The following is a 7,333-nucleotide window of genomic DNA, read 5'->3' as shown; positions in this document are numbered from 1 at the left end:
CGTACTGCGCGTCGGCCTCGATGCCGATCACGACGCCCGAGCCCGGGGTGAACTGGTAGTTGTAGCCGACCTGGCCACCGCCGGTGAAGCCGTCGTTGCCGCGGCTGCCGCCGAAGGCGAGCACGCCAGCGCGGTTACCACCGGCCGGGCCGGCGAAGATCGCGTTCTGCGGCGAGACACCGACGACGGTGGCGCCGCGGTTGTCGTTGGCATCGAAGCCGTAGCCGGCATTGATACCGAAGTAGGCGCCCGTCCAGGTGAACACCGGAACCGGGGTGAACACCGGCGGCGGGGCGCGACGCGGAAGGTCGGCGGCGGACGCGGCAGCGGTGAGAGCCGTGAAGGCTGCGAGGGACGTAAGGATCTTGTTCATATGTCGGGTGCCGATCGGTGTGCCTAGTTGACTGCTAGATACCCTTTTCCCGCGCAGTTGCTGTAGCGACTAAGACACACCTGCAATCCCTCTATTCTGATCCAATCACGCCCTCGCATCATGAGGCGCGCCCCGCCATCCGCACGCTTTCACGTAAGTCCCTGGTGGGCAAACAGCCCTGCTGTCTCGGCCTGGCTTTCCTGGGTCGCACTACGCGCGTTACCCCCAAAGTTCACACCCTGACTGACTGCCGAAGGGATCCGCTTCGAGGGCGCTGCAGTCGGGCGCCTGGCTGGCCCGTGGGCGCAGTTCGGTGCCACCGAATAGGTTGCCCAGCGCACGGCGCCGGAACGGCGACCGCCGCCGCTGATGCTCGGGCCGGTCGTGGTTCACGCGGCAGCGCGGTGAGGCTTTTGCCCTTCCCGTCACGCCAGGTGCCAACCTCGGCATTCCGCCACCGCCCGTCGCCCAGGTGGGAAACCATGCGCCCATGCGGTCGTCCGCAGCCCTCGCAGGCGCCGCCGGCACGCCGGAACCGGACCATGGCCGACAGCTCGCGCCCGTCGATCGGGTAGGAACAGCGGTCTGGATAGCTCGGCGGCCATCGATCTGCCGGCTGTGGTCTGCGCCGCATTCGCGGTCGGCAAATCCGTCCCGAGCCGTCAGGTGGCGCTGCCCTCTGCTAAGGCCGCCAGGACGTCCGAGAGGTTCCTCTCGGCTCTCTCGTGGACACGGTCCAGGGCACGCTGGGCCGCGAGCGCGCCGGTGCCCCCGGCGGCGATCAGGGCCAGCATGTCCCGATACGTACCCTCGCCGCCCTCGCGATCGACGCGAAGCCTGGCCAGGTTGTGGATGGTGCGCGTCCGCAGGTTGTCGTCGAGCGCTCCCAGCAGGGTCCGAAATTCCGTATCGCGTGGCTGGCAGATGTAGGGGTCGATCATCAGGCCTGCCGCCTCGCGCGGATCATCCAGGCATCACGGTTCGCACGTGCCACGGCCAACTCCATCTGCAATTCCTCGACACGGGCATGCATCTCGCCGGCATCGACGGCGGTCTCGATTAAGAGTTCCTGAGCCTCGGCGAGCGCCGCGCGCAATTCCGCGTTCTCGGTCGCGAGCGCCAGGACCAGAGCCGTCGTCTCATCGCTCATCCCTCAGCAACCCATCTGATCCACCGTGGGCGCCGCCGCATCCGCGGCCAGCAGGTCGCTCGATCTGTTGCGACGGTCCTGTTTGCCCCTTCGAGCAGGGCCGCCGCCTACATTCCAGCCGACAACCTGCTCTCGCACCCTCGTGACCCGACGTTGGGCGGACCCAGTGCGTACACGGGCCGACAGGGTCAGGCGCAACCCGATTCCGTCAGCGGCTGCCGAAAATTATTTTCGACCGCTGACCGCGCACGCCATTTCGACTTTCATACGCCGGCCGGATCGTAGGGGCTCCATTCAACGGAGCCACGCCGATGCCTCTCGCGAGGGACGGCGCCTGAAGGACAACCGCGGTCGCTACGTGCCGCCGGATCGGGGCGATCCGAACGGCGCGGAGGTTGGCTGGAAGGCCCCGGCCACGTTCCTGGAGCGGGCTGCCGAAGGATCGGCCGCCGACTGGGAGTAGCGGGGGAGCACGAGGGGTTGGGTGCCAGCGGCTGATTGTGCGACGACCGTGTCGGGAGTCCATACCCCCGAGAGCGAGCGGGCTTCCGGCAACGGTGGCAGATCTGAGCGCCGAGGTTATCGAGCATCTGACGCTACATATGTCAGCGCTCCTCGGCATGTTGTGTTTCAACCGCCACAACGGTCTCTCAATAAAGAACCGCCGCGCGGAAGCGATATCAATTAAAGGCAATAAGAAGCGCGCCAGGTAGACACATCAGTATATTTTAGGCTTCTTGGACATGCTCACACCGTGAGCCCGGGATGGCGGTTCCGGAACGAAGCCAGGCGAAATGAAAGCGTCATGACGGGTCCGAGCAAGCGATACCCCTGGGAGAGCCCCTCCGAACTCGAAGCGCCTACGAATGTGACCTCCTCGACCGACACCCACCTGGCCAACGTGTTGAGGTTGGTCGGGCCTCTCGACGACATCGGTGGTGGAGGCGCTCCCACCCGTCGTTCCTCGCCACAGGATTGGTCGAAGCTGATCGAGCGGGTTCGGCATGCGGCCAATCACGCCCGCGAGGTCGAGGCGCAGGCTCAAGAACAGGAGCTGCGCGTCCAGGAGGTGCTCGACCGCGTCCGCGAAGATGTCCGCAACGCCGCCGAGCGGGTCCGAAACGCTGAGGCGCGCACCGCTGAAATTCAGAGCCGTGCCGACGCCATGCTGAAGCTGGCCGACGAGAGGGTAAAGGCGGCCGAAGAGCGAGCGCGGATCGCGGAGGAGTGGCTCACACGCGTCTACGACACGATCGCGAGCGAGTTCACCCTTGAGCCGGATGTGAAGAGGACTGCGTGATGCCGAACTCAGCTCAGCGTCCTGCAATCACCGTCCGCCCGGCCGGACGTGATATCCCGGCCGACGATGCTTGGCGCAGCAGCTCCGAGTTGGCGGCCGGGCTGCAGTCCGTCAGCAAGATCGTACCCCTCTTCGTGGAGCCGGGCATCTCACCGTCAAGGCTTGCGGATGTCGGTCCTGGCGAAACCGACTGGCCTGCCGCGCTCGACCTGATCCGCGACGTTGGAGACCGCGTGCGCCGGGCACGCGATTTCGCGCAGGAGGTGTCCCGCCAGTCTCAGTCGATCATTCGCCGTAGCCTCAAGCACACCGAAGAGGCCGAACGGCGCGCCGAGGCTGCCGAAGCTTCAGCGGCCGCGGCCATCGCACGTGCCGAGAGGGCTGAGGAACTGGCTCGGCTGTCGGAAGCCAGGGCGAAGCTTGCAGAGAAGCAGGCAGAGGCCGCCAAGGCTGAAGAGGCTGAAGCTCAACTATGGCTCAGGCGCGTGCATGCTTGCCTCAAGGACGAGTTCAAAGACCTGACCGAAGATCCGACCTGACCGTATCAACTGCCGTGAGGTGGCAGGGCATCGAACCGAGCCTCCGGCCCACCGTGGGCATCGGCGGCCGAACGATGCGAATTCTCGCTGCCGCCCGGTCCAGTGGCGCCGAGCGCCCGCGCTCGTTCGAGACAGCGGGTTGTGAGCGGCCATGGTCGTCGCCGCGTCCTGGAGGAAGGCGGCGATGACCGCCCGGTCCGCAATATGCGCCGCGGTTCGGAGTGATGCTGCGAGCTGGCGCAGCGCACGGTCTGCGCAAGGCGGGCGCGCGGCGGAGGAGGGCGCCACGGAGGCCGAATGGAACGCCTGGTTCGGATGGGCTGAGGGGAGCCGCGAGCGCGACCTACCTGCGCGGAGCCGACCGAGCGAAACTCGCCGAGCGGGTCGCAGAGAGGGCAGCAGCTCGAATGTCCATCTCCGCTTCTCCTGAACCGGTGCGGGGTTCGGAGCGAAAAGATCAATCCGAAAAATGGCTTGGAGAAGTGATGGCTCCCCGAGCAGGACTCGAACCTGCGACAAGGCGATTAACAGTCGGGGCGATGCCATTGATGTTGCACGCCTCTGTTACCAGGCCACCGCCAGTTACCAGCATGAGAACGTCGACTTGGTTGCTGGTGTGAAGCGCCTGTTTCAAGCCACCGCAATCGGCAGCTCGCCGACCTGTGTCGTGTAGCGCGGCGTCCGCATCTCGAACTTCGTGCTCCACGTCCGCTTCTCGACGAGACCAGCCCGGGCGGGGACGACGCTGCTGCGGCCGAAGCGGGCGTTGCAGGCGTCGATCGCCGCCATCAGCGGGCCGGAGCGCTCCCGGTCGAGCTGGCCGATCAGAGCGCGTGGGCTGGCCTCTAAGGACATCAGGTCGGTGGTGACGATGCCGGCCTTGCTGAACCGCCACGGCCGGGCGCCGGGCTCGCGCCAGGTCCTCGCGACGCCGAGCCGCGCTGCCTTGATCAGGGCCAGAGTGTCGTTCGTCGCCTCCGGCAACGTCACGGTGGTCGAGACCGAGCGCATCGGCGCGCCCCGGTCGTGCTCGCTCGTATGGTAGAACACCGAGACGTGGTTCGTGCCGAGGCCCTCGCGCCGGAGCTTCTCGCCGAGCCGCGTCGCGTGCGTCGATCACGCCGCGATCGGTGATGCCGAGCGCCCGAGCGGCGCCGAGCGAGAGGTCGATGGCGCGGTGCAGGCGCGGGTGCGGGCCGCGATCGTTGATCGGGACGACCACGCTGCGGCCGGTGGCGTTGTCGGTGACCTTCACCCGGACCGGCCGGCAGCGGCCCGCTTCACGAGCCCGACGCCGGCACAGCGGCAGCGTCCAGTGCGCCGCCCCGAACTCCAGCGGATCGAAGGGATAGCCGTCGGCGCGAACGCGTCCGGACTCGTAGCCGTAGAAGCTCGCACGACCGGCGAGTTGGGCGCAGGCGGGCGTCGCCGCGGCCATCAGGCACGCGACGGCGGCCCGCAGCGCGAGGCGCTGCAGGAGCATGGAGGATCTCCGAGTGGCGAAGGGCCGATCGCGGCCCGGGCGGCTTAGAGCGTGAAGTCGCTCGCCAGGACGGCGATCACGCCCTTGGCCTGGGTCGACACGGTGCCGTCGGCGAGCACGATCCGGATCTCGGCGTCGTAGCCGTCGGCGAGATCGGCGAGCGACGGGGCGGCAGGGATGGCGCCCTTCGACGCCGCCGTCGCCTTGATCCCCGCGGCCACCTGGTGAGCCGGCGTCACGAGGATGCGATACGTCCCGGCCTTCGCGTCGACGATCTCGACGCCGTCGCCGAGCAGTCGGGTCATCGCAACCGCGCCGTTCCTCTCTAGGCGCAGGCTAATCTGCGCCCCGGTCAAATCGAGGGCCCGGTTGCGGAAGTCGGTCGCCGTCGCCTCGATCGGCCAGGTCTCGCCGAGGAAGAAGGAGGCTCGGATCGGGGTCGCCATGCCGTTTGCCTTGGTTGTGAGAGCGATGCCGCTGCCGACCCCGACGAGGGCCAAGCCCTGCCCGGTTCCGACAAGGACGACGCCGCTGGCGCGGCCGGTGAGGTCGAAGCCCTGGCCGCAGCCGACGAGGGCGAGCCCGCTGGCGCGCCCAGCCAGCCGCAGGAAGGGGTAGCGGGAGAGGACGCCGGCAAGCCGCTCGACCAGGGCGAGAAGGTCGCCAAGGGCGAGGTCGAGGCCGAGCACCGGCACCGCATCGGCGACAAGCGCCGTTCGATCGGCTGCATCGACGACGCCATCGGCACGAAGCTGCCCCGCGGCGTCCGGCCGGGTTGCGTCGACCGCCGCAACGCTCGCGGCAAGACCGGCACCCGCCGCGTCCGCGACCGACGCCAGATCCGCCGCGTCGAGCCGGCCGGCGAGGCTGGCGGTGACCGCTTCGACCGCCGCTAGGATGTCGGCGGCGGCCGTCACGACCTGCGCCGTCACAGCAACCGCCTCGACCGCAGCGAGGCTTTCATCGGGCGACGCCGCACCCGCCAGGACCGTCACGGCCGCGTCGACGGCCGGCGCCGCTTCGTCCGCGACCTGCGCGAGCTGCAGGCCGATGATGGCGGCCGTGAGCGGCGCGACCATGTCGGTCAGCGCAACCTGCGCCGACAGAGCCGCCGCAACCGCCTCGATCAGATCCGAAGTGTCGGCGCCGGCAACGCTCGCCGTCAGGGTTGCGCCGGCCAACTCCAATGCCAGCGCGGCATCGGAAAGGCTGAGCGCCAGCGCCATCGTGACGCCGGCCGCATCCGTGGTTGCGGCCGCATCGCCGGCGGTGACCGCAAAGAGCGGTCGACCGTCGGCCGCGTCCTCCGCCGCGAAGGCCTCGACACCGGCAACGGTCGCCGATGCGGCGCCAGCCAGGGCCTCGGTGATCGCGCCAGCGTCGGCCGCCGGTAGCACGGCGGTGAGGCTCACCGCCCCCGCCTCGACGACGGGGACCGCGTCCAGCGCCTGAACCGAGGCCGCGAGGACGGCCGCCAGCACCTCGACCAAGCCCGCCATCTCGGCCAGGTCGAACGCGACCGCGGCGACGACATCGGCGGCGTCCGCGGTCGCGGCCTGATCGCCGGCCGCCACCGTTGCCGTCGCACGGGCTGTCGTAGCTTCCGAGGTCGGAACGATCTCGACGAGGTCAGCGGTGACCCAGAGCGTACCGTCGGCAGCGTCAGCCCCGGCGGCGGCATCCCCCGTCGCAGCCATCGCAACGGCGACCGATGCAGTCGCGTCCGTCGAGGAGACGGCTTCCGCGACAGCCTGTAGTGCGGCCAGAGCCGCCGCGGCGAGGTCGCCGGGCGCGGCGGCGTCGAAGGGGGCAAGCGCAGCCGAGGCGGCTCGCTCGACCGCATCGCCACCAGCCAGGGCGTCGGCGCCGGCGAAGGCTGCCGACCTCAAGGGCAAGGCCGCATCCAACGGCGACGCCGCGTCCGCCGCGACCATCGCGCCCGAGGGACTGGCTGCGGCCATCTCCGAACCCGTGGCCGCATCGGAAGCAGGAGCCGCGAGCGACAGGGCGCCAGCACCGGCGTCGGTGGAGGGCGCCACCTCGCTCACGGCCGCGGAAGCCGTGAGCGCCGCCGCCAGCGCATCCGATGCCGCCAGGGCGTCGGCACGGCTCGCAAGAGCAGCCAGGACCAACGACACCGTCTCGGTGCCGGCGGTCACGTCGGACGCGGCCGAGCCGGCGGACAGCCCGGCCACCGCAGCGTCGGAGCCCGTCACGGGCTGCGCAATGGCCGCACTCGCGGCGAGCGTTGCGGTGGCGGCGTCGGCTTGGCCCGCAGCATCGGCCGCCGGGAAGGTGGCGGCCTTCGTCGTGTCGGCGGCGTCGGCCTGGCCCGCGGCATCGGTCGACGGGAGGGTGGCGGCCTTCGTCGCGGCGGTGGCGTCGGCCGAAGTCGCGGCGTCCGCCCCCGGTGCCGCGGCAGAACGAACGCCGAGGCCAGCGTCCGACGCCGTCGCCGCCTCGGCCGGAGCGAACGCCGCCGAGAGCA

Annotated in this window: 5 protein-coding genes and 4 pseudogenes; 2 read left to right on the top strand and 7 right to left on the bottom strand. The window is 69.6% G+C overall.

Annotation, left to right across the window (positions count from 1 at the left end; genetic code table 11):
• The 4 genes and pseudogenes from FV230_RS21750 to FV230_RS21735 all read right to left on the bottom strand — a co-directional run.
• Positions 1-373, bottom strand: a pseudogene (locus FV230_RS21750) (porin family protein); the annotation flags it as partial.
• Between the two features lie 315 nt (positions 374-688).
• Positions 689-1,007: pseudogene (locus FV230_RS30930) on the bottom strand (hypothetical protein); the annotation flags it as partial.
• 28 nt (positions 1,008-1,035) lie between these two features.
• On the bottom strand, positions 1,036-1,314 hold the full coding sequence (locus FV230_RS21740; RefSeq protein ID WP_147843885.1) for a hypothetical protein: 279 nt from the start codon (positions 1,312-1,314) through the stop codon (positions 1,036-1,038).
• Positions 1,314-1,523, bottom strand: coding sequence for a hypothetical protein (locus tag FV230_RS21735; RefSeq protein WP_147843884.1), 210 nt, complete (start codon positions 1,521-1,523; stop codon positions 1,314-1,316). Before FV230_RS21735 ends, FV230_RS21740 begins: the two co-directional genes overlap by 1 nt.
• Positions 1,524-2,328: 805 nt before the next feature.
• On the opposite strand from FV230_RS21735, the gene FV230_RS21730 reads away from it, so the two are divergent.
• Positions 2,329-2,823 (top strand): hypothetical protein, encoded by a 495-nt coding sequence (locus FV230_RS21730; RefSeq protein ID WP_147843883.1) that lies wholly within the window; start codon positions 2,329-2,331, stop codon positions 2,821-2,823.
• Positions 2,823-3,362 (top strand): hypothetical protein, encoded by a 540-nt coding sequence (locus FV230_RS21725; protein ID WP_147843882.1) that lies wholly within the window; start codon positions 2,823-2,825, stop codon positions 3,360-3,362. The genes FV230_RS21730 and FV230_RS21725 overlap by 1 nt, the downstream gene beginning before the upstream one ends.
• A 630-nt stretch (positions 3,363-3,992) precedes the next feature.
• On the opposite strand, the pseudogene FV230_RS21715 reads toward FV230_RS21725, so the two are convergent.
• From FV230_RS21715 to FV230_RS29865, 3 genes and pseudogenes are all read right to left on the bottom strand, one after another.
• Positions 3,993-4,565 (bottom strand): annotated as a pseudogene (locus FV230_RS21715) (DUF4113 domain-containing protein); the annotation flags it as partial.
• A pseudogene (locus FV230_RS21710) lies at positions 4,492-4,845 on the bottom strand (septal ring lytic transglycosylase RlpA family protein); the annotation flags it as partial. The pseudogenes FV230_RS21710 and FV230_RS21715, both read right to left, overlap by 74 nt.
• Positions 4,846-4,889: 44 nt before the next feature.
• Positions 4,890-7,333: hypothetical protein (locus tag FV230_RS29865; RefSeq protein ID WP_187275576.1), on the bottom strand; the 2,444-nt coding region annotated here is incomplete at its 5' end.

This window comes from Methylobacterium sp. WL6, assembly GCF_008040095.1.
In the GTDB taxonomy this organism is placed as follows: Bacteria; Pseudomonadota; Alphaproteobacteria; order Rhizobiales; family Beijerinckiaceae; genus Methylobacterium.
Note: the sequence above shows the minus strand (reverse complement) of the source record. Positions and strands in the feature narration are given on the sequence as shown.